Genomic DNA, 22367 nt, shown 5'->3' with positions numbered 1-22367 from the left:
AGATGATCTAAATTGTCCAAAAAACACGAAAAAGTAAAAAGTAACCTAACGAGTACACAAGCAATTCTATATGCTCGGGAATTTAGAAATGCAGATCGAGCTGGTGGCTTTATCGAGAAAAGACCCCGTCGTTAAGTTTGGAGTTTTTTCCCGTACATTTCGAACAAGCATTCAACACAGAATAAGCTAGAGATGATAATATCTCTAGCTTATTCTGGGGGGCGCTAGTATGGGACGCAATAACATACACCATAATCGAGACAAGAACAAACAGAAACTTCCGCAAGTTCCTAAAAACCTGAAAAGTGACGGACTTGACGTTGAATATTCTTCCGAATTGGCTGACCAGGAAGACATCAAGGCACAAGCCCGGTCCAATGCGGCTGACCGCCGTGCTCATAATCGCCGTTAAATAGAACCAAGGGGCTGTAAATCAGCCCCTTGGTTCTATTTATTCACATAGTTTATCCACACCCCTGTGTATATTGTGGACATATTCTGAAAATACTGACAAACGAAAGGGAGGTGACCTGCCTTATTATTCTGAAAACAATGTTATTTCTGGATATTCCTGTGGATAATGTGGATAAAGGGTATGTTCCGCTGATCACCCTGCATTTTCGTTGTGGATAACTATTTCTGTATAATCAATTATTATCAACTCTTATACAGGCCGATATTCAAGGTTAACTGCTTCTCTTTCCAAGGGTAATTCCTCGGTATCATTCTGAATACTTTTTCCGATTTGTTCCCCCATACGATATCCAACTAATTTGTCAGTAGTTTTACCGCCCCCCCAATTAAAGAAGGTTCCTCAAACTTTTGTTATCAATACTTTCTTCCAACTGTTTACGAAGCAAGAATTTTTGTATCTTCCCACTAGCGTTTCGAGGTAGCCCATTACAGAAGATATATCTTCTTGGACGCTTATAACTCGCAAGTGCATCACTGTTCCTACACCACGCTTCTAAATCGGTTTCCGCTAGCGACGGGTCTTTGGCTACAATGAAGGCCGTTACAATTTCCCCCCATTTATCATCAGGCTGACCAAGTACTGCACAGTCGAGAACTCCTTGATGCTCATAAAGTGTGTCTTCCACTTCACGTGGAAATATATTTTCCCCACCAGAGATAATCATGTCGTCCACTCTGTCTTTGACCCACAGATATCCATCTTCATCTAAGAAACCGATGTCACCGGAATGGTACCAACCTTTGTAAAGCGCTTTTTCGGTCTCTCCACCTTTTTGAAAGTACCCCCGCATAATACATGGACCTTTTACAAGGATTTCACCTATTTCCCCAGGTTCCAAAATATCATCGGGATCTGATGGCCCTTCGTCATTCGGACGGGCGATGATGATTTCATGATCGGAACAAGCTTGGCCGGCAGAACCTGCTTTCCTAATTTGATCATCTTCCAATAGGAGAGTGACGGCCGGACCCATTTCAGTCATTCCATAAGCTTGGATGAACTGGATGCCAAGTTTCTCCTGACATGCACGTACAAGTGTTGGGGCCATTGGGGCTGCTCCATAAAGCCCCAGCTTCAAGCTCTGGAATTTATACTCATCCAATTTTTCCTGAATGAGCATATTCCACATCGTTGGTGCAGCAAATAACTTGGTGATCCCCTCGGACTCAATCATTTCCATAACTTTTTTGGGATTAAACTGATGTAATATGACATTTGTGGCACCAACCTGTACGCGAGGTAAAAAGGAACAATGCAATTCAGCACAATGAAACATCGGTGCAGTAATCAAACCGATATCAGAGCGTTCATACTTCATGGCCTCTATTAAAATTGCTGCTTGTTTGACCATATCTTTATGAAGGTGAATGACCCCTTTTGGACGTCCGGTTGTCCCGCTCGTATACATGATGGCATAAACATCATCCTCGTAAACGTCCACTTCGTCTGGCTTTGATGAGATACTGGCCATTTTTTGGCGGTAACCTTTGGCATACCCAGGCACTTCATCATCAATAAACCAGAAAGCCGTTTCCGGAAATCGCTTCTCAACGGCGGCAACGGTCGATTCCAATTCTTGTTCGAATAAAACAACCTTTGGAGAAGCGTCACTTAAAATGAAGGCCAGCTCCTCTGGCATTAAGCGGAAGTTGATTGGATTAAAAACTGCACCGATTTTTGCACAGGCAAAGAGTACGGTGGCAAGCTCTTCATTGTTGTAAAGGTATGTAGAGACTCTGTCCCCTTTTCGCACTCCTTCCGCTTGAAGGACCGCCGCCAATCTATTCACCTGCTCATTCCACTGAATGTACGTATAGCGGATATTTCTTCTCACGTCGTAGATAGCTTCTTTTATGGGGAAATTCTGAACCGTCTGGTCAAAGATATTTTTAATCGTTACTGACATATCATTTTCCTCCTCAAGTAAACCCACTATCAACAGGAAGAGTTCAGGCCATCCTGCCGAAGGTCGGCTTCATCCCTATTTCAGCTTTTACTTTCGTGCGAATTACAATGTTCATAACCGGATGGTCCCGTTTCAGTCCAATCTTTCAATTATGGTGGCATTCGCCATGCCGTGGCCCTCACACATTGTTTGCAACCCATAACGGCCGCCTGTTCTTTCTAACTCATGGATCATTGACACCATCAATCGGGCACCGCTTCCGCCAAGAGGATGACCTAAGGCGATCGCCCCGCCATTTGGATTAAGCTTCATGGGGTCTGCCCCTGTTTCTTTTAGCCAGGCAATCGGGACAGGAGCGAAAGCCTCATTCACTTCAAAGACATCGATATCATCAATGGAAAGACATGCTTTTTCCAAAGCTTTTTGAGTGGCAGGTATCGGGCCCGTAAGCATCAAGGTTGGATCTGACCCGACAACAACCCGTGTATGCACTTTAAAGCGCGGTTTCAATCCAAGTTCTTCCGCTTTACTGCGTTCCATCAATAATAAAGCGGCAGCACCGTCACTGATCTGGCTTGAATTACCAGCATGTATTAAACCGTCTTCTTGAAAAACCGGTTTCAATCCAGCGAGTACTTCCAGCGTAGTTCCGGCCCTTGGACCTTGATCTTCCTTAACTTCCATATAATTACCTTCCTTATCAGTACCAATTACTGATATCATTTCACGGTCAAAATGGCCTTCTTTTTGAGCGCGTATTGCCTTGCCATGACTCTCAACGGAAAACTGATCACATTCTTCACGTGTTATTCCCCACTTATCGGCAATTCTTTCAGCCGATAAACCTTGGTTGATCACCTCATAACTATCTAAATACTTTGGACTTGTTACGGCTCCTTGATAATTAGACCCCATAGGGACTCGGGACATGTTTTCCACTCCTCCCGCCACTACCACATCCATATCTCCCGACAAAATGGCTTGTGAAGCGAAATGGACAGCCTGCTGACTTGATCCGCATTGACGGTCAATCGTCGTTCCTGGAACTTCAATCGGATAACCGGCAATCAGTGCAGCAACGCGTGCTATATCACCGGCCTGTTCGCCAGCCTGTGAAACACAACCTAAAATGACATCATCGACAATAGCCGGATCAATGCCTGCCTTTTCAATCAGCTTCCTCAATACTTCCCCTGCCAGATCATCTGGGCGAACGTCTTTCAAAACACCGTTCCTTCTGCCGACTGGCGTGCGAATCCCTTCGACGATAACCACTTCCCGCATATACTCTCTTCCCTTCTATCCTGTCTTTATTAAAGGCCAAGATTCTTAGCGATGATTTTCTTCATGATTTCATTTGTCCCGGCATAGATGCTTGCTACCGGGACATCCCGATACCTTCTGGCAATCTTATATTCTTCCATATATCCATAGCCGCCATGGAGCTGCATGCATTCAATCGATATTTTTCTCGCAGTCTCCGTCAAGCGCCATTTTGCCATCGACACTTCCGTGACCACCTGATCACCCGCCATATGATTGGCGATCAATTGATCCAGGAAAACACGCTCCATTTTGATTTCGGTTGCCATTTCAGCGATTTTAAATTGAGTATTTTGAAATTGGCTCACGGATTTTCCGAACGCTTCCCTACTTTTCACGTACTCGATTGTATCGGCCAGCATATCCTCAGATGCCGTTTGGGAACAAATGGCAACAACAAGGCGTTCCTGCTGTAATTTCTCCATTAAGTAAGTAAAACCCTTGCCTTCTTCACCAAGGAGGTTTTCCTTTGGAACACGGCAATCCTCGAAGATGAGTTCTGCTGTATCCTGACTGTGCAAACCAAGTTTCTTCAGTTTTCGTCCCCTGGAAAATCCAGGTGTGTCCCTTTCGACCACAACTAAGCTAACCCCTTTATGCTTTGGAACGGCACTTGGATCCGTTTTACAAGCAACGATGACCAAATCCGAATGAATGCCATTTGTGATGAATGTCTTTTGACCATTTAATATGTAATGATCTCCATCCAAAATTGCAGTCGTTTTAATATTGGCCAAATCCGAACCTGTTCCAGGCTCAGTCATGGCGATGGCTGTAATGATTTCCCCTGTCGTGCATTTTGGAAGCCAGCGCTGTTTCTGCAACCCATTTCCGTATGCGGCAATATAAGGAACAGTGATGTCACTGTGTAGTCCGAAACCAATGAAACCAGAGCCCACTCTTTCCAATTCCTCATTAATAATGACCGCGAAGCCCCAATCTACCCCGGAACCCCCATACTCTTCCCCAAGGTCCGGACATAAAAAACCCTGTTCCCCCATTTTCGCCCAAAATGATCGGGGAATGATTTTCTCTTCTTCCCATCGTTCATAGTGGGGAACTGCTTCTTTTTCCAAAAATTTCCGAAATGATTTGCGGAAAATCTCATGATCTTCACTTAGATATGGATGTTTCATCTGATTTATCTCCTCTGTATGGCTTTGCCCTACCCCTTTCCATTTATGGGAAGGCTTTTTTTCAAAGAATTACAATGAATGGCATTGTCTTTTCTGAAAGGAATTCACACTTACCTGGGTGACATTCGTATGGCCCCATCCAGCCTGATGGTTTCCCCATTCAGCATTGGATTCGTTATGATGCTCTCCGTTAGTTTAGCGTACTCTTCGGGGTACCCGAGCCTTGAAGGGAATGGCACGGTTTTACCTAATGACGTCCTTGCTTCATCAGGCAATGAATCGAACATCGGAGTATGGAATAGACCCGGTGCAATCGATACAACACGTATCCCTTTGCCTGCAAGCTCCCTTGCAATCGGCAGGGTCATCCCAACAATCCCTCCCTTGGAGGCACTATATGCAGCTTGTCCGATTTGTCCTTCAAAGGCAGCTACCGAAGCAGTATTGATAATTACCCCGCGCTCCCCCTCTTGGTTCGGCTTATTTTCGACCATTTTTTCAGCCGCAAGCCGGATCACGTTAAATGTACCGACCAAATTGATTGTCACCACATTTGAGAACGCTTTCAATTTATGTGTACCTTTTCTGCCTATGACCTTCTCAGCAATTGCAATACCAGCGCAGTTGACGACCGTATTGATACTCCGGAATTTTTCAATTCCTTTTTCCAACGCTTCCAATACGCTTTCTTCACTTGTTACATCCGTTTTAACAAAAAGGACTGAATCTCCCAATTCTTGCACCAGTTTAGCGCCATTTTCTTCCGAGAGGTCAAATATGACCGCTTTTCCGCCTTTTTTAATGATGTTTCTTACTGTTGCCGCTCCCAGACCTGATGCCCCGCCAGTCACCACTGCAATGCTTTCTTGAATTTCCAATTCCTCACCTCATTTGTATCGTCTAGAATATATATTCATCTTTCACGATCATAAAACCTATTTTCAATATTAATTTCACCGCCTGCCTGTTTTATCTTCAATTCACAAAGGGTCTCGGTAAAGCCTTTGATTACCTGTTCAAAATCCTGCTTCAATTCATCCAGCTCTTTAATGCGATCATTAATTTCGTTTAATTTCTGTCCTGCCGTTTCTATCGTTTTTTCCAATTGCTTAATACCCGTCCCATCCTTATCGAATAACAGGACTATATCCTTGATTTCCACTAACGAAAACCCATACTTCTTACCGCGCATTATGATTTTGAGTTGTGCGTATTCTTTCTTTCCATAAACTCTTCTTCCCGTTTCGGTTCGCTTTGGCCTGAGCATACCCAGTTCCTCATAATATCGGAGAGTCCTTGTCGTCAATTCGAATTCTTTTGATAACTCAGATATGGTGTACATGTTAAAACCACGCTTTACAAAGGGATTATTTACCTATTTTAACATTGACGTTAACGTAAACTTCAATAAATATTCACAAAATTTACAATATATAAAACTGTGCGAAAGATTTAGACTGATATACTATTAGTATATTCTTCAAAAGAAGGGAAGGACAAGATCATGCTATGTTCAAAAATATTAGTTGCTTATGATGAGTCTGAATTGGCGCTTAAATCTTTAGAAAAAGCGATTGAATTAGCGAAGCTGGATCCCGCTATCGAAATCCAGGTGCTTCACGCTGTTACGCTTCCAATCAAACCATATATATATGGCAATGCTTTTCAGGAAATTGAAGAATCCATGCTCAAGTATGGCAATGAAGTGATAAAAAAAGCGGAAGCACTATTATCCGAAATCCCGAATCCATCCCAAACATTTGTCGTAGAAGGTTCAGCCATCACGACTTTATTGGAACATGCACAATCCCAGAATTGTGACCTTATCATCATGGGCAGCCGCGGATTGAGTGGTTTCAAGGAATTCCTGGGCAGCGTGAGTCACTACATCGTTCAGCATTCCCCTGTGCCTGTCTTATTGGTCAAATAAAATGTACTGCAAACTTTTCGCTTATCCTAGAGAAGCTGGGTTCCCTTTGGAATCCAGCTTCTTTATGCGAACATGAACATTAGGTAACTCAATACTTATCATGTTTTACAAACACTTCCGTTTACAGGTAAAATGAAAGTAATTTTAATGAGGATAACAGGTGAAGTAATGGATATTAAACATTTGCAATACTTTATAGAGGTAACCAATTTCAATAGCTTCACTCGGGCTGCCGATCATTTATTCATAACCCAGCCGACCATAAGTAAGATGATTAAAAACCTGGAAACCGAGCTAGGTGTTGAACTTTTTGATCGTTCCCGTAAACAACTGATCTTAACCGATGCTGGCAGGGTTGTCTTAGAGCAGGCAAAATTGATTGATAAGGCCTTTCACAATTTAGAAACGGAAATGGACAATTTATTAGGTTTAAAAAAGGGGCATATACGCATTGGGTTGCCACCGATCATCGACGCCTCTTTCTTCCCCCGAATTCTTAGCCGTTTCCATGAGGACTATCCCGATATTACCTTTCAATTAGTAGAGGATGGTTCAAAGAAAATTGAAGAATCAGTCCAAAATGACTTAATTGATATAGGTGTAATAGTCCTGCCAACCAATACCGCACTTTTTCATTATTTTGCTTTTTTAGAAGAAGACATCAACTTGATTGTTCATCCCTCCCATCCACATGCTTGTCGGGAAGAAATCGATTTGGCCGACCTGGAAAACGAGTCTTTCATCTTATTCAATAAAGATTACGTCCTTCGTGATCTCGTCATTTCATCCTGTAATGAAGCAGGTTTTTCTCCACATATCGTCACGGAAAGCTCACGCTGGGATTTTATTGAGGAAATGGTTTACTGTAGACTTGGCGTTTCTCTATTACCTGAAAGTTTATGCCGTAATGATGAACGCGTAAAGTCCATCAAGGTTAAAAATCCCTCCATCAGTTGGAATTTGGGATTCATTTGGAGTAAGGAGCATTACCTGTCCTACGCTGCAAAAGAATGGCTGAAATATACGAGGGAAGCGTTGTCACATAAAGAGTGAATTAATCCGCATGATCGATGTAAGCACTATCATAGATTTGGGTTATGCACATGATAACATCTAACCATTTTACAATACGTAGCGGCGGGGTTAGACTGGGTTAGCACGGTAAATGCCGATAGATTCTACAGTTTCGGAAAGGAGATATTCATGATCACTTTATCTAATGTCGATGAGTTACATGCAGCCGAAGCAGCTCTGGAGAAAATTAAATGTTCATACCCCGAACTATTTAATAAACTGCTCCATGTCGTTGCCTTAACACGGGCTTTTCAATTTAAATATCAATATATGGGGACATTAATCATGGATGTAACCCCTAACGAAAACACCCCTGAATTCGTTATGCCATCCGTAATCAGATTATATATAGAGGAAGTTCAAAAGTTAAAGGATGACCCGAATTTCCAGGTATTACTTCAGACCTTCTCCCAATATAAAAATGTTGGATATGCTAAAATCAGCATGCTTGTGCTCGGTAAAAGCCCTGAATCGCTTTTAGGCGCTTCAAGCATCAAATGAGGCCCAATGATATGTTCCTAAATAAACCTTCATTAAATGGAAGGTTTTTTTCTTAAAAGCATAATTATAGTACTTTACTCAAAAAGGCTTTGGTTCTTCCCTGCTGGGGATTATCAAAAATCTCACTGGGGATATTTTCTTCGATAATATAACCTTCATCCATGAAAATCACGCGATCGCCAACTTCTTTTGCGAACCCCATCTCATGGGTCACCACCACCATGGTCATGCCTTCCTTAGCCAGTTGCTTCATGACCTCAAGGACTTCACCGACCATTTCCGGATCAAGAGCGGAAGTCGGCTCATCGAATAACATGATTTTGGGTTCCATCGCCAACGCCCTGGCGATTGCGACACGTTGCTTTTGTCCCCCCGATAATGAATCCGGGTATGCGTTTGCTTTCTCGGCAAGCCCCACTTTCTTAAGCAGTTCAATGCCCCTTTTTGAAGCCTGTTCTTTGGAAATCTTGCGGACCTTTAAAGGCGCGAGCATAATATTCTCAAGAACAGTCTTATGTGGGAATAAGTTAAAATGCTGAAATACCATGCCAACTTCCGTTCGAACTTTATTGATATTGACCTTCTTGTCTGTCGTATCAAGTCCTTCGATGAAAATATGGCCTCCCGTTATCGTTTCAAGTTGATTGATACACCTGAGGAAAGTGGATTTACCCGATCCAGAAGGCCCAATTACCACCACTACTTCCTGAGGTGCAACGATTGCATTGATATTTTTCAATACTTCATTTTCCCCAAATGACTTCTTTAGATTCTCGACCTTGATCATACTGTTTCCAACCTTCTTTCGAGTCTATTTAATACGAAACTTAAAATGAGGGTCAGGAATAAATAAATGAAGGCACATGCCAAATATGGCTCCCAAACTTTAAAATACTGACTCCCCATCGCTTTCCCCCAATACATTAATTCTGGTGCTGCAATGACACAAAGCAAGGATGAATCCTTCAATAATACGATGAATTCATTTCCCAACGGAGGGATCATTCGTTTGAAAGCTTGAGGTAGTACAACATGAATCATTGTTTGGGTATGGGTCATTCCCAATGAACGTGCCCCTTCCATTTGCCCTTTATCGATGGATTGAATGCCCGCACGGAAAATTTCCGCAATATATGCGGCCGCATTTAAAGATAAAGCAATGACCCCAGCAGTTATTGCATTCGTTTCCCCGGTAAAAAGGGGCACAATGCCAAAATGGATTAAAAAGATTTGAACTAAAAGCGGTGTTCCGCGAAAAACCGTGACATAACAGTAAAATGGAAAGGCAAGCACTTTGTTTCTCATGATTTTCCCTAAACCGATCAATAACCCCAAAAAGGTTCCGATGAGGATGGAGGAAACCGACAGCCCTATAGTAAGTAATGTTCCTTTTAATAAGAAAGGAGCATATTCAAAAATAATATCCCAGCGAAAACTCATTCCGTTCCCCTCCTAAAGTCCAAAAAAACTGCGTAACTTCACACGTAAAGTTACGCAATCTTTATCCACTTGTTTTTATTGTTGTGCTTTCAATGTTTCGATATCTGGATCAGTACCAAACCACTCTTTATAAATTTCTGCATATTTACCATTTTCATAAATGGCATTCACAGCTTTATCGAACTCCGATTTCAATTCACTGCCTTTTGGGAACATAAGACCATAAAATTCCTCATTGAAACTATTGCTATCTTCAACGACCTTCAGTTTTTGATCAGGGTTATTTTTCACATATTCTTCAACAACCGTATTATCAGCCACGACTGCCGAAGCTCCCCCTTTTAATAATTCCTGAATGGCCAGGTTATTATTTTCGAATTTTTTGATGTCCTTGTGATTTTTTCCAAGGAGTTTCTCTACCGCTTCCTGTCCGGTTGTACCAGTCTGAACGGCAATGACCTTCCCTTTCAATTCATTTCCTGATTTTATATCACTTTTCTCTGGAACGAGAATCTTGTTTGTGGATAAAAAGTACGGAACCGAAAAATCATAAGATTGTTTTCTTTCGTCATTCACTGTAATCGCAGAAATTGCGACATCCGCTCTCTTAGATTCAATTTCAACAAAGATCGGATCCCAACCAACGCTTTCCAATTTAACTTCATAACCCGCTTCTTTAGCAACAGCATTGATGAAATCAACATCGAATCCTACAATCTTATCACCTTCACGAAATTCAAATGGAGCATAATTGGCGTCCGTCACGATCTTGAGTGTTTTTCCATTGGACTCTTCTTCTTTACTGGTTGTCGAAACTTCCTTATCCTTCCCGCATCCTGTCATGACTAATAACAAAGAAGTTACCATGGCAAAAACTAAAAAAGAAACCTTTTTCAAAATAATCCCCTCTTCTCTCTCGTAAACTCTATTTTTAAAAAACAGATAAATCTAACTTTATAGAAGATTCAGTTTATTCTTTCAAGAATATTATACGTTTATTTGTTTTTTTATGCAATAAAAAGTCGGACAAATAACTTTAGTAAAATAAAATTTTAATCAATTAACTCAGTAAATTAGAAACGTAATTATACTTTAATGAGTAAACATGCGGACTTTTCACCTCCATTCCAATTAATGGTTATTATATTAGAAACAGATAGTGCCAACTTTCAAAAGGTTTAATCGAACAAAAATAAGCAGCGGCCAAATTAGCGTGGCCGCTGCTTAAATGATTATCATGGGACTTCCTTAGTCCCCTCTTCAATATCTAACATATCCAACAAGAAGATGAAGATCGGTATCCCGATGATCAAGCCCCATATCCCAAGGAAATGCTCGGAAAACAATAGGATGATAAAGGTGAAAAATGTTGGAAGATTTGTTTTTGCCGACATGAATTTTGGATTTAAAATATAGCTTTCAAGTGAATGGATCACAACAATCATGATAAATACAGCAATCACTTTTGGCATACCGCCGATACTGTAGGCAATCATGCTAAGTGGAACTAAGGAGATAATAACTCCTGCAACCGGAATCAACCCTAGGAAGAAAATCATAATTCCTAGACCGATCAACTGTGGAAATCCAAGAATCCATAAGAAAAATACTGAAAGGACTGCATTCGTAATGGCTATTAAGAACTGGACCTCAATTACCTTTCCGAAAGAATTGATGAACTTAACTCCAAAGTGACCAAGATTTATAAAGAAGGATTTGAATTTACCCCGCTTAAATTTAGAAGTAAAACGAATAATTTTATCTTTTTCCAATAAGAAAAATAGACTAAGCAGTATAGAAAGGAAAATCTGTAATGCCAGTTTGCCGAAATCAGATACATAAAGATAAAGCGTATTCATCTGTTTTTGAAGATCGAGCGGCGATCCGTTCTCGTTCATTAAACTAATGGCGTATTGGATGACCCGACTATCGGGAGGATGTTGAAAGAAGAAAACGATCTGTGTAACTAATTCCGTAAATTGCAACGTTATGACCGGTAGATATTTATAAAGAACGATGGCTAAACAAGAAATAACGACTGCATATAAAAAGCTAATAACAACCTTAGAGTTGATATGCATCACTTTATTTAGCCGAATCATGATAAATTGCTCCAGCCTTCCCATCAAGAAAGTGAAAACAAATGTGAATAACACGATATTAACCATACTTCCGATGCTTATTAAAAAGAGGACTAACACAATTAATGTAATTAACCTTGAAAAACCTTCGCTTTGCAAATACTCTTTTACCACTTACCTATCTCCTAACTACCATTCTGCTGTGATAATTCCTTCTACTTTATATTTTACACGGAATTGAGGGATACTACTACAAATACCTTACATTGACAACAAAATTATTTGAATGATCAGTAAGCCCCATTATGCGGACGTTAGATAAGACCTTTATCAGAACACACATTCCCCTAATTCCATTGATATTCATGCATGAAAAAACATCTGCCAAATGGGCAGATGCTAATCTTCATCCTTCACATCGATATCTTCGGGGATGGGTTCGTTATAATAATCCGCTAATTGCTTCTTATATTTCTCCATCTGTTCAAGATGCATATTAAACTGCTCTTTAAAAATCAAATGCTGGATGTATATTATACACATGAGAAAAAACCTATAAACCCCTGATAATATTACATTCACATGAGAGACAAAACTACACTCAGGACAAAACCCCCTTGAAATTTCTCCATTCCAAAAATAATGTTTATTTAAAACTATATAATGTGAATATTTTAAATATTCTTTTCAATCCATTAACTAACTCCAACAATTAATAAGGATTTTAAACGATAAAAGCCCTTATTATATAAAGGGCTTTATTACTCTAATTATAATACACCGAAAACCAAAATTGTTGGATTCAGAAATCCCTAGAATCATTGGAAAATGGAGCTCTAAAGATCCCTAACAAAATAATAAATAAAAAGATGGAGACGGCTGCAACTGCAAAGTTTAGGATTAATAGATCTAAACTTCTTAATCCAGACATAATGGTCACATATGCGAGCCCAATTGTCGTTATGCACTTTATCCCATTATCTAGGGTAGAATCAGCATCTGTAAAGATTGATTTTGCTAAATGGAAACAAACCGTTCCTAAAAGAGTAGTAACAATCAGAAACAAAATAAGTGGCAGTCCTAAGTTCCATATTAAGTTATAGGAAGTATGTTGGACCTCATACGGTTGATTTACTGCTTCTTTAAATATTGCAGATATTGATGATGAAATGCTACCAACTACTTCTTTTGATAAATCAGATGCACTCTTCCCTTCGATAGGATTAGTTAAATAGTTAGCCCAGAAATAAAAGGATATTGCGACTGCTACACCTAAAGTTTGTAATAAAACTTTTAGCTCTAGAGTTCTCATTATGACATCCCCTTTCACCTTGTACTAAATACCTATTTCGCATTTGTGTGTTTTAGGACATATTTAATTTATAAAAAGCAGTTGCTCTCTAAACAATCAAGGTGACTTCAGGTTTAGATAGGGTTTGTGAGTGCCAAAGGATATGGTAGCTCTCCGAACATATTTGTTGATTTTTTTTGATAACGATATGGAAAATGAGTTACTGGACCTTGTCACAGATGTTTCATAATAATAAAGTTGTTTAAAAACGTCAGTCATGCTATTCAACAATCGGGCCATTTTGTTGAATAAAAAAAGGAGTTGTTTGTAGGTTAATCGATGCTAATAATGAAGATAAAAAAGGATAATGGAGAGGATAAAATGAAGGTTATTGGTCTTATTGGCGGAATGAGTTGGGAATCTTCTGTTGAATATTATCGGATTATCAATGAAGAAGTTAAAAGAAGATTAGGGGGATTACATTCAGCGAAATGTCTTTTATATAGTGTCGATTTTCATGAAATTGAACGTTACCAATCAGAAGGCGCCTGGGAGATGGCCGGTGAAATGTTAGGTAATGCTGCGCGTTCTTTGGAAAAGGGAGGAGCTGACTTTATTGTCATTTGTACTAATACGATGCACAAAGTTATAGGTGACATCCAGTCAAAAATTAATGTACCTCTTTTGCATATCGCAGATGCAACAGCAGCCCAAATTAAAGAGAAAGGAATTAATTCTGTTGGGTTACTAGGCACAAGGTACACAATGGAGCAGGATTTTTATAAATCACGCTTGGAGTTTAACGGTATACAAGTTATTGTGCCAAATGACAATGAAAGAGAGATTGTAAACAAGGTTATTTACGAAGAGTTATGTTTGGGTAAGATTCATCATGAATCAAGGAATTATTATAAAAAAGTTATCCAAGGTTTAATCGAATCTGGCGCTAAAGGGATTATATTAGGCTGTACAGAAATTGGGTTATTGGTAAAGCCGGAGGATTCTGTTGTTCCTCTATTTGACACAACCTACATACATGCTTTTGAAGCTGTAAATATGTCCTTAAAATAAGGTTATGAAATTTTTTAAGATTTTTTAATTCTTCCGCAAACGGGCGCGATTGTGGAAGAAAACTTAGATTTTTAAACGACTTTATTGTTACATCTACGAAGTGTTATTAGGGGTACCGCCAGCCAAACGCGAATTTACAACGTTAAGGATATTCCAGCATTAAAAATCCCAATCTCTAAGTGATATAAATGAGAAATTGGGATTTTATTATTCAACAATTGCGCCCGATTGTGGAACAACCACTACACAAAAAAACCAATTTTCCACTCGGCGTAGCTTTGATATGATACACAATATTAGTTAACATAAAATCACGCTTATCGGCAATGACAAAAGGATTTTCGGTTGGAAGATCCTTTTAGCTACTTGTTAAATAAAAGCGCCCTTTCCTTCACAAAATGACACATTAGCTCAATAAGTAACAAATTTAGTTTACCTTAATCGGGGTAGAGTCAGGAAAATGCGGATATACAACGTTAAGCATTTTGATACAAGACTTATGAAACATTATAAATCCTAATTTAGAGTTACTTTGAATATGTCTCAATAAGCTCTACTCTATTGAGATTGTGAATGATAGTACTTAAACTATCGGGGCAGGTTAGTGGAAGAATCACCCAAAATTTTGAAACATATTTCGGACAACAAACGTAAGTATTATAGCTAGTGGGAAAATAAGAACGAACATTAATTTCTTAATCGAATTCATTTGTTCCGGGGACCGTTTAAGCTGCGCATACATGGTTTGTGTAGCAATCCTCCAGTTTCATTTACTAATACGCAGCCTGCCCAACCATATCCTTGAATCTGACGGCCTTCTTCAACACCTTGAGGCGTCATCAGGTTTTTCCCTCCGGAAATCACAGTCTATTACGTCCAACTTAAATATAAAAGCAAAGACCCTCAACCTATAACGGCGAGGGTCCTTGACATTTTAATCAACCATTCGACTCGATCTTGATTTTTCAGCTGTTTTACTTAACCAAGGAGTTAATGGCTTTTTCAATACGAGCCCTAAGATTAAGGCTGCCAGGAAGAATAAAAACAAGTAGAAAAAGCTTTGCCAAACAACACTTGGCACAATGCCTCCCACAGCTTCCCGCAGAATATTAATCGCATGGGTAAACGGCAGGAATGGATTGATTGCCTGGAAAAATGGCGGCGCCACTTGAATTGGGAATGTACCTCCAGCACCAGATAGTTGCAGTACCATTAATATAATGGCTATCGCTTTTCCAATATTCCCGAATACTGATACGATTGTATACACCATTGTCATAAAAATTAGGGCAATGGCTATCGTAAATACAACAAACCAAAATGGATTGGCCGCGTAAGTGCCTAATATAAATAAATCACCAAGACTTACAATCAGCCCTTGTAAAAAGGCTATGATCAAAAATAAGATAAGCCTGCCAAGATAGATATGATGAGTTTTATATTCTTCTCTCATATCCTTTGGATGGACATCAGTTTTTAACAAATTGGCTAACAGTAACGCGCCCACCCATAAACATAAGGCAGTATAAAAAGGTGTGTTCGCTGAACCGTAATTTGGAATATGATAAAGATTTTCTTCGACTAGCTTGACCGGCTCTGAAAAGAATTCACTTTCTTTTTTAATGTCATTTTTCAAAAGAGCAACCAGTTCATTTAAATCATTATCCTTCTCAAATTCACGGATGCTTTCTGCTGTTTTTCCAACCGTACCTTCCAGACCTGGTAAACTCGTCTTAACGAAGTTGGATACCTCTGATAAACCTTTTTCCACTTCTGGCAAGTTTTCTTCAACTAGACTGGCAATTCTAGAAAACTCAGCTTCGATACCCGGGAGGTCATTGCGGACAAACTTAGCTGCCTCATGAACCTTTTCCTCCACCCCAGGTAAATCAGAACGGATAAAATTGCTCACTTCGTGGACTGCATTAATAGCCACTGGCAAGTCAGTTTGAATCCTGTCTACTAATTCATTCACCTTCGCCTCGATTGCAGGCAAATCCTGAATAATTTTCTCCAGCTGTTTCTCACCGGTATTGGCAATCGATTCAGCATTGGAAAGCACTTCTTCTATATTTGGCAATTCCGATTGCAATTGCTCTAAATCAGTTCCGGCTTTTTTTGCTACTGCCCTTAATTTCGCCATCGCCTGATTAATAGACTCTCTACCTCCACCATCTAGATAATTGATTAATTCTCCCGCCTTGCTGCTCGCTTGTTGAGCTTGCTGACGAATAGCGTTAATTTTATCGGCTGATAGGTTTCCATCTCCAATATTAGATAGTGATGACTTCAAGGTCTCTAAACTATTTTTAACTGCTGTTAATTGGTTAATGACCGGCGTGAAATCCCCATTTTCATTTAACTTTGAAAACATGTTGATCGCATCATTTAATAATTGAATATTTGTTTCAATTTGATCTTGCAATGAAGCAATCGATTCCTTGACTGAATCGTTCATCTGGTCATTTTCAAGCTGTTTAAGTATGGAATCAATCGAATCTGCGCCATTTTGAATCATAACGGCATTTTGAGCAATCACATCCAATATTGGATTAATTGCCCCTTCATTTTCAGATAAAAATTTATTTAATTGGCTGACATACTCTGTTGTATCAGATGCTATTTTATCGGCAACCGGCACAGCTTGCTGCACTTTTTTTATAATTTCTTGCGCCTTACGAACACCGTCAAGAGCGGTATTTAATTGCTCGGCAATATCGGAAAACTTCGCACTGGCATCATCTAAACCTTCAGCTGCTTTCTCAATCTCTGGAATCATCTCTTCAAGCTCTAGCACCTTTTTACCAACGCTGTTCAATTGAGGCAATTTTTCTTCTAATGTTAAAATTTTCTGAGCGCCTTGATTTAATTCTGGAAAATGCTTTTCTAACTCAATGACCTTGTTAATGGTTCCTTTAATTTCAGGCCATTCCTCATTTAAATCAACAATCTTATCGCCTAATTCATTTATTTCCGGGAATCGCTTCTCCAGTTCAAAAATATTATTTTCAACTTTCCGGATCGTAGGCAACTCTTCTTCTAGCTTAATGCCTATATTATTAAATTCTTTGAAAAGTGCTTCTGAAGCCTCTGCTAAGAAGTTTTGGCTAATTTCGTCCACAATTGCGGATGCTCCTGCAGATGTCATTTTCGGAGCTATGGCATTCAGCTTTTCATTCACTTCATAACGGACTTCTGGGGCATTTGGATTTCCATTAAGTACCTCTGTTAATTTCTTTGAAAAAGAATGATCAATATAGACACTTGCATAAAAGTCGCCATCTCTAACACCTTTCTCCGCAGTTTTGCGGTCAACAAATGTCCAGCCCATCTTGTCATTATCCTTTAAATTATCAACAAGCTCGCTTCCAACATTGATTTTTTTTCCATCGAGTTCTGTACCTTTATCTTCATTCACAACTGCCACTTTAATTTGACCTGTTTCACTATAGGGATCCCATGTTGCCGCAATATTAAACCACGCATATAGTGAAGGTAAAAAGGCCAAACCTATCAGTAGCACAGCAACAAGGGGAACTCCCTTCAAATTCCGAAAATCCTGTTTAACAATGCTGAGTATTTGTTTCAATGTTCCACCCTTCCTTATTCAGTTATCCATTCTTCCCATTTGGAAAGTTGCCGCTTCATAAGCAGCTCATTTTTTCAATACATATAAGAATACAACATCAGAAAGCGAGATGCCATTTAATAAGTATATTAAATTCGAATATAAGCTTTGATTATTTTGGATATATTGATGGTTTAATAAAAATAATATTTGGTATATTTCTTTTAGTTCCTGGAGTTAGTATAGTTTCATGGACACATTTTAGTTAAATCCTTACAATGATTTTTGAGAGGATGTGTCCGTCTTGGAACGTAAGAATACATGTGAAAAATATAATAATGAATTCAAGAAGACTATTGTAGATCTTTATCACTCGGGTAATTCAGTAAAAGAATTAAGTGGCGAATATGGCGTATCAGACGTAACTATTTATAAATGGGTTAAAGAATTTACCCCTATCGATTTAGGGGAAGAGTCTATAACTCCGAAGGAATTAGCCGCCATACAGAAGGAAAACCTTCGGTTAAAGCAGGAAGTTGAAATTTTAAAAAAGGCTATGGCCATATTCGCAAAAAAATAACCGAGACAGATCTTACCGAATTTATCGAGGAAAATAGGAATCTATACCCTGTACAGAGAATGTGTGAAGTATTAGAAATCCCAAGAAGCAGCCATTATCAGTCCCTTCAAATAGTCGTATCCAATCGTGAACAGGAAAACCAAGAACTCACGAAGGAAATTCATCTCTTTTACCTGGAAAGCAAAGGAAGGTATGGGGCTCCAAAGATTCATGAATGCTTATTAACCAAAGGGTTTTCCCTAAGCCTTAAGCGTGTTCAACGTTTAATGAGCAAGGCAAGAATTCGTTCTATTACTAAGAAAAAATACCGTCCTTATCCATCTAAAGAAAAGGTTATTCAGTTAGATAATTTGCTTAAACGAGACTTTACCACCCGGACTATTAATGAGAAATGGGTAGCTGATATTACGTATATCCACACGTTAAAAGACGGATGGTGTTATTTAGCTTCGGTTTTGGATCTTCATTCTAAGAAAATAGTAGGGTACTCCTTTTCGCGTTCTATGACGACAGAACTGGTCATAAAAGCTTTCAATAACGCACACTTATCACAAAAGCCCAGGGAGGGCTTAGTTCTTCATACGGACCTTGGCTCACAATATACAAGTAGTGAGTTTACTCAACATATCCAAAACCATCATATTAAGCAATCCTTTAGCCAGAAAGGTTGTCCGTACGATAATGCCTGTATTGAATCCTTTCATGCGATATTAAAGAAAGAAGAAGTCAACCACGTACAGTATCTAGACTACCAAACAGCAAAATTAGCCATCTTCCAATTTATTGAAGGTTGGTATAACCGAAAAAGAATTCACAGCAGCTTAGGATATAAAACCCTACAAGCCATTGAAGATCAAATTAGAAATACAGCTTAAGATTTAACTTTTTTGTGTCCAAAATATTGACTCAAATCCAGTCCTAATGCTTATAGTATCAAAAAATTACAAAAAAATACAAGTTCATTTTAATAAGGGTTTAAGTTCTTTTTTATAAAGTAAATCAATCTTTACAAAACCATACACTCAGGTCTGTCGCTAATATTAGATGTGTTTCTTCTATGACACCAAAAGAGTTAACAAGGTTTACTAATATAGATATTATCAGATCCATATAGGTGCTACTGTTGATATTTATTAAAGGATTTTACCTTCAGAAAACCTAGCATCTCTTGATTATTCATCTAAATAATTTTGTTAAACCAGAATTCAGTAAATTATTTTTAGTCTTCATCTTTAATATCTATATCTTCCGGAATTGGTTCATTATTCAACTCTTCTACTAACATCTTATATTTCTTAAGCTGCTCAAAATGTGTCTTAAATTGGTTCTTATAGACCAATACTACACCCTCAGCATCATGCACAACTCGTATTTTTCCTTGTAAAATTAAATTCTCCACATATGGTACAGACACCGATAAATAATCAGCCGTTTCCTCTACTGTTAAATACACTATTCCGTCACTCCTACTACTATCTTTATAGAGACTATTATAACTTAATTTAGCAGCAGTTACTTTATTTCTTCTTTTCTCGTTTCTTCTCTATTGTCAAATGCAGCCCTTTATTTTATGAGTGAACCGATGACTTTTCTAATCAAGCTGTTATTCTCTATTACTTAAATAAATCTGCTAATTCATCTTCCGTCTCACTTTTTCCTTGATAATATTTTTCAATATCAAGTACGTTTTCTTTCAACTCATGTTCTTCTCTACCTTTTATCGTTGTACTATGTACGGTCATTTCTTTGTATTTGTTTTTGTAAAACTCGACTTCTCTTTTTAAATTATCGATTTCTTTTTCTTTGCTATATAGAGCTTGCTCTAATCCTTCTACTCGTAGTGCTTTTTCAAATGTGGTTTGATAAGCATTGATAATTTGATTTACTGCATCTATTAGTCTTTTTTTATTGTTGAAATTGTTATTTACTAAGTCTTCTGCACTAACGATAAAAGCCTGTTCTTTCATAAACCCAACAACTTCTATTGGTGTTTTATTTATACGTTCTATATCCTTTCGAATTTCTTTATTGTTTTTTCATACATATTGTGGAAATTTAGTTTCACGACCTAAATTCGCAAGTTTGATTTGGCCTCCAATATGTTCATGAGCATATTCAAGTAGTGCTTCTTTAAGTTCTTCATATATGTATTTTTTAGGCCTACCACCTTTATTTTCTTGTGCTGTCATAATCCGATTAAATCTCCTTCTGCTTCTTTAAATGAGTTTTCATCATGACTTCTTGATTCATTAAAATATTTAAATTTATGGCGTTACGTTCCAGTTCCTTCATGTCACTAACGTTACTATTGATTGCATCTGTCTTCTTTTTAAATGCTGTACTATAATATTTCTTGATAAAATTTAACTTCACTTGAATTTCATCTTGGATTTTCGTTATTCTATTGTTTAAAACTTTAATTTCATTTTCAGAAAGATTTGATAAGTCTATTTGGAATTTGTTACAGAAAATGCAATCTTTACTGAAACATTCGTTAGGAAAATTCTTTGAATGACAATAGCCAAAACTTATCTTTCTTGCTTTTGAATTGTCACTATTTGAATAGAAGAGTAATTGCTTTTGCCGAAAGGTAAAACTACCAAAACCAGATTGGTCGTCTAAATTCATTTTCTGTAATATACTTTTCTCTAATAGCCCTGAATAAGACCTTTGAAAATCATCAATATGGGATGAATAATGAGATTGAGTCCTTATGTTATTATGACCGGCCATTTGAGCGATGGTTAACTCACTAAAACCCTGCATCATCATCATGCATATAGACATATGACGAGTATCCCCTAAATTGAAACGCTTAATTGTCTTATGTTCATTTTCCCTATCTAATTCATCTCTTGTTTGGACTACTTCGATATCATATTGTGAATTCACTACTTCATCAAAAAAACGATCTAAGAGAGTCGTCATCTGTTGCCAGTTCATATGTTCCGTATAATGAAGGTATCTGATGCTAAGATTTTCTCGCGTTAAAAATTTTCTGTAAAACGATGTTGGAAATAAATATTTTTCACACTCTAACTTAGCTAATTTTCTGAAATTTCCGATGATATTATACATTTCTTTACTTATTTTCAATTCATGTTGAATAGCTGCATGTTTACTTTTATTAATCGGATCAGGGGATTTTTTTCTTCTTGGGATTAGAATGTAATAAGCATCCTCTTTTGCTTCATACCTTATTCCTTCATTCAATATTTCTATAAATTCGATTGGGCGAATTGGGATAACCGAAGTGAGTCTCCACCAAATATAGATGGGATAATATTTTACACGCAAATTCGGTGTCGTATTCGTCATAAAATCGTGAATGATTTCATCAAAAAGGATAAAGTTTGAATATGTAGGTATTTCTCTTACTTCTCCTAATCTATACGTATCCTTAAATTCTATTAATATTTCTATATACTCTTTAGAATCATTAATTGGATTAAAATAAATAAAGGCTAAATTAGGATGTTTATAATGAATTAAACCTCTCTGTGTTTCTAAACTTTTTAGTTCGACAAATTCAATAAAGCCTTTTAGTAATTGCTTATTATATGCACTTGTTCTTTTTACCATATTTAAAATGTAATTTAGATCTGAATGAACAGTATCAACGACCATCCTTTTATCATGTAATTGTATAATAACAAAACATTTTAAAGGCAAATATAGATGTTGATTAAATTCTATTTCCGTAAAATCAAAAGTTTCATAATGTTGGTTTCCAAAACCTTTCCACTCTCGGTCTTCAAATAAACTATTCTCTTCAATTATTCCTTCACCAATTAAATCATTAAATTTATCTTTATATACTGACAAATCCTCTTTTTTATAACGAATATATTTTCTTTCTACTAAAGAATTTGACGTATCCTCATAAATAAATAGTCCCTTTTCCATATTTCCTATTGAGGCTACCATATTAAGCATTCACCTCTTCTTCAATTCTTAAGAACTTGGTTTGTTCCAATTCTTGAAAACTGGA

24 protein-coding genes are annotated in these 22367 nt (G+C 38.0%); 8 read left to right on the top strand and 16 right to left on the bottom strand.

All coding sequences use genetic code 11. The features are described 5' to 3' along the window. Nucleotides 1-12: 12 nt before the first annotated feature. Together ACQKKK_RS19070 and ACQKKK_RS19065 are read left to right on the top strand one after the other, a co-directional pair. A complete protein-coding gene (locus ACQKKK_RS19070) occupies nt 13-135 on the top strand; it encodes a YfhE family protein (protein WP_427618227.1) in 123 nt (40 codons plus the stop codon). 94 nt (nt 136-229) lie between these two features. Further along, nucleotides 230-412, top strand: a complete 183-nt coding sequence (locus ACQKKK_RS19065; RefSeq protein WP_427618225.1) for a YfhD family protein — start codon at nt 230-232, stop codon at nt 410-412. Nucleotides 413-800: 388 nt separating this feature from the next. On the opposite strand, the gene ACQKKK_RS19060 is transcribed toward ACQKKK_RS19065, so the two are convergent. The 5 genes from ACQKKK_RS19060 to ACQKKK_RS19040 all read right to left on the bottom strand — a co-directional run bounded on the left by ACQKKK_RS19060 (nt 801) and on the right by ACQKKK_RS19040 (nt 6182). After that, complete coding sequence (locus tag ACQKKK_RS19060) at nt 801-2381, bottom strand: fatty acid--CoA ligase (RefSeq protein WP_427618224.1); 1581 nt, start codon at nt 2379-2381, stop codon at nt 801-803. Between the two features lie 132 nt (nt 2382-2513). Beyond that, nucleotides 2514-3665, bottom strand: coding sequence for a thiolase family protein (locus ACQKKK_RS19055; RefSeq protein WP_427618222.1), 1152 nt, complete (start codon nt 3663-3665; stop codon nt 2514-2516). A 29-nt stretch (nt 3666-3694) separates the two neighbouring features. Continuing rightward, nucleotides 3695-4840 (bottom strand): acyl-CoA dehydrogenase family protein, encoded by a 1146-nt coding sequence (locus tag ACQKKK_RS19050; RefSeq protein WP_427618220.1) that lies wholly within the window; start codon nt 4838-4840, stop codon nt 3695-3697. Between the two features lie 110 nt (nt 4841-4950). Then, a complete protein-coding gene (locus ACQKKK_RS19045) occupies nt 4951-5718 on the bottom strand; it encodes a 3-hydroxyacyl-CoA dehydrogenase (RefSeq protein WP_427618219.1) in 768 nt (255 codons plus the stop codon). A 35-nt stretch (nt 5719-5753) separates the two neighbouring features. Beyond that, entirely contained in the window at nt 5754-6182 is a 429-nt protein-coding gene (locus ACQKKK_RS19040) for a MerR family transcriptional regulator (protein WP_427618217.1), read from the bottom strand. Nucleotides 6183-6344: 162 nt separating this feature from the next. On the opposite strand from ACQKKK_RS19040, the gene ACQKKK_RS19035 reads away from it, so the two are divergent. The 3 genes from ACQKKK_RS19035 to ACQKKK_RS19025 all read left to right on the top strand — a co-directional run bounded on the left by ACQKKK_RS19035 (nt 6345) and on the right by ACQKKK_RS19025 (nt 8345). Further along, complete coding sequence (locus ACQKKK_RS19035) at nt 6345-6770, top strand: universal stress protein (protein WP_427618215.1); 426 nt, start codon at nt 6345-6347, stop codon at nt 6768-6770. Nucleotides 6771-6938: 168 nt separating this feature from the next. After that, a complete protein-coding gene (gene cidR / locus ACQKKK_RS19030; RefSeq protein ID WP_427618213.1) occupies nt 6939-7823 on the top strand; it encodes a cidABC operon transcriptional activator CidR in 885 nt (294 codons plus the stop codon). Between the two features lie 150 nt (nt 7824-7973). After that, entirely contained in the window at nt 7974-8345 is a 372-nt protein-coding gene (locus ACQKKK_RS19025) for a hypothetical protein (RefSeq protein ID WP_427618212.1), read from the top strand. 64 nt (nt 8346-8409) lie between these two features. On the opposite strand, the gene ACQKKK_RS19020 is transcribed toward ACQKKK_RS19025, so the two are convergent. The 5 genes from ACQKKK_RS19020 to ACQKKK_RS19000 form a co-directional block, all read right to left on the bottom strand. Next, nucleotides 8410-9132, bottom strand: coding sequence for an amino acid ABC transporter ATP-binding protein (locus tag ACQKKK_RS19020; protein WP_427618210.1), 723 nt, complete (start codon nt 9130-9132; stop codon nt 8410-8412). Further along, nucleotides 9129-9785, bottom strand: coding sequence for an amino acid ABC transporter permease (locus tag ACQKKK_RS19015; RefSeq protein ID WP_427618208.1), 657 nt, complete (start codon nt 9783-9785; stop codon nt 9129-9131). The genes ACQKKK_RS19020 and ACQKKK_RS19015 overlap by 4 nt, the downstream gene beginning before the upstream one ends. A 75-nt stretch (nt 9786-9860) precedes the next feature. Further along, complete coding sequence (locus ACQKKK_RS19010) at nt 9861-10682, bottom strand: basic amino acid ABC transporter substrate-binding protein (RefSeq protein ID WP_427618206.1); 822 nt, start codon at nt 10680-10682, stop codon at nt 9861-9863. A gap of 338 nt (nt 10683-11020) precedes the next feature. Then, on the bottom strand, nt 11021-12040 hold the full coding sequence (locus tag ACQKKK_RS19005) for an AI-2E family transporter (RefSeq protein ID WP_061461714.1): 1020 nt from the start codon (nt 12038-12040) through the stop codon (nt 11021-11023). A 628-nt stretch (nt 12041-12668) separates the two neighbouring features. Further along, nucleotides 12669-13178, bottom strand: coding sequence for a hypothetical protein (locus ACQKKK_RS19000; RefSeq protein WP_427618204.1), 510 nt, complete (start codon nt 13176-13178; stop codon nt 12669-12671). Nucleotides 13179-13538: 360 nt separating this feature from the next. Here ACQKKK_RS19000 and ACQKKK_RS18995 point away from each other — a divergent pair, with 360 nt between their 5' ends. Beyond that, nucleotides 13539-14228: an aspartate/glutamate racemase family protein gene (locus tag ACQKKK_RS18995; RefSeq protein ID WP_427618202.1), complete on the top strand. Its 690-nt coding sequence runs from the start codon at nt 13539-13541 to the stop codon at nt 14226-14228. Nucleotides 14229-14933: 705 nt separating this feature from the next. Here the strand turns inward: ACQKKK_RS18995 and ACQKKK_RS18990 are convergent. Beyond that, nucleotides 14934-15068: a hypothetical protein gene (locus ACQKKK_RS18990; protein WP_427618200.1), complete on the bottom strand. Its 135-nt coding sequence runs from the start codon at nt 15066-15068 to the stop codon at nt 14934-14936. 94 nt (nt 15069-15162) lie between these two features. Then, on the bottom strand, nt 15163-17817 hold the full coding sequence (locus tag ACQKKK_RS18985) for a YhgE/Pip family protein (protein WP_427618198.1): 2655 nt from the start codon (nt 17815-17817) through the stop codon (nt 15163-15165). Here ACQKKK_RS18985 and ACQKKK_RS18980 point away from each other — a divergent pair. Both ACQKKK_RS18980 and ACQKKK_RS18975 read left to right on the top strand, forming a co-directional pair. After that, nucleotides 17817-18065, top strand: a complete 249-nt coding sequence (locus ACQKKK_RS18980; protein ID WP_427618196.1) for a DUF6609 family protein — start codon at nt 17817-17819, stop codon at nt 18063-18065. The two genes, ACQKKK_RS18985 and ACQKKK_RS18980, sit on opposite strands and share 1 nt — an antisense overlap. 35 nt (nt 18066-18100) lie before the next feature. Then, a protein-coding gene (locus tag ACQKKK_RS18975; protein WP_427618194.1) for an IS3 family transposase occupies nt 18101-19251 on the top strand; the annotation gives its coding sequence in 2 pieces (ribosomal slippage) (nt 18101-18350 and nt 18350-19251; 1152 coding nt in all). A gap of 344 nt (nt 19252-19595) precedes the next feature. On the opposite strand, the gene ACQKKK_RS18970 is transcribed toward ACQKKK_RS18975, so the two are convergent. The 4 genes from ACQKKK_RS18970 to ACQKKK_RS18955 form a co-directional block, all read right to left on the bottom strand. Then, a complete protein-coding gene (locus ACQKKK_RS18970) occupies nt 19596-19829 on the bottom strand; it encodes an excisionase family DNA-binding protein (RefSeq protein ID WP_427618193.1) in 234 nt (77 codons plus the stop codon). A 160-nt stretch (nt 19830-19989) separates the two neighbouring features. Further along, the gene (locus ACQKKK_RS18965) at nt 19990-20343 is read right to left on the bottom strand and encodes a hypothetical protein (RefSeq protein WP_427618191.1); all 354 of its coding nucleotides are present in this window, start codon (nt 20341-20343) and stop codon (nt 19990-19992) included. Nucleotides 20344-20412: 69 nt separating this feature from the next. Next, nucleotides 20413-20565, bottom strand: coding sequence for a hypothetical protein (locus tag ACQKKK_RS18960; protein WP_427618190.1), 153 nt, complete (start codon nt 20563-20565; stop codon nt 20413-20415). Between the two features lie 7 nt (nt 20566-20572). Beyond that, a complete protein-coding gene (locus ACQKKK_RS18955) occupies nt 20573-22303 on the bottom strand; it encodes a hypothetical protein (RefSeq protein WP_427618188.1) in 1731 nt (576 codons plus the stop codon). Nucleotides 22304-22367 lie beyond the last annotated feature (64 nt).

The sequence above is a fragment of the Peribacillus sp. NPDC006672 genome (genome assembly GCF_050274955.1).
Taxonomy (GTDB): domain Bacteria; phylum Bacillota; class Bacilli; order Bacillales; family DSM-1321; genus Peribacillus.
The sequence above is the reverse complement of the archived record's forward strand: the minus strand, read 5'-3'. Positions and strand labels throughout refer to the sequence as shown.